The sequence below is a fragment of the Vibrio sp. 704 genome (assembly GCF_033339295.1).
Genome location: NZ_JAWOUH010000966.1, coordinates 1 through 530, shown reverse-complemented (window position 1 = coordinate 530; position 530 = coordinate 1). Strand labels below are relative to the sequence as shown.

The following is a 530-nucleotide window of genomic DNA, read 5'->3' as shown; positions in this document are numbered from 1 at the left end:
TGCAGTACGTCCCTCATAACCGCATTCCACTCGATGAAAGTTATGATGAGGTATTGAAACACGTCTATCGCCTATGGGGCTTTGACGTAATCTTAGAAGAAGTTAAAGACACGGGACACAGAGAAACATTAGCCACTTGTCCAAAACGCAATCAGTACGATTCAAACATTTAGTAAAAAATATACTCATCCCCTAAAAGCCAAAGGCTCCATGAAAGGAGCCTTTTTATTAATTGCAAGAAGTAGAATCGTTACGCTTTTTTCGCCACAATAGCTCTAACGGCTTCAAGATCTTCTGGCGTATCAACGCCTGCTGCTGGCGCTTCTTTAGCAACTGCAACGTGGATTTTCTCGCCGTACCAAAGCACTCGTAACTGCTCTAGGCATTCAATTTGCTCTAGGGCACTTGGCGCCCAGTTTACGTAAGTATTAATGAAACCTGCGCGGTATGCATAGATACCGATGTGACGCATCAATGGATTCACGATAGCTTTGTCTTGCTTAGCGAAGTTATCACGATCCCAAGGAATT

General features: G+C 43.6%; 1 protein-coding gene and 1 pseudogene. One reads left to right on the top strand and one right to left on the bottom strand.

Features of this window, described 5'->3' with window-relative positions:
- Positions 1-173, top strand: a pseudogene (locus tag R7R24_RS30140) (SpoVR family protein); the annotation flags it as partial.
- Between the two features lie 77 nt (positions 174-250).
- Here R7R24_RS30140 and R7R24_RS30135 read toward each other — a convergent pair.
- Positions 251-530: cytidylyltransferase domain-containing protein (locus R7R24_RS30135; RefSeq protein WP_411978855.1), on the bottom strand; the 280-nt coding region annotated here is incomplete at its 5' end.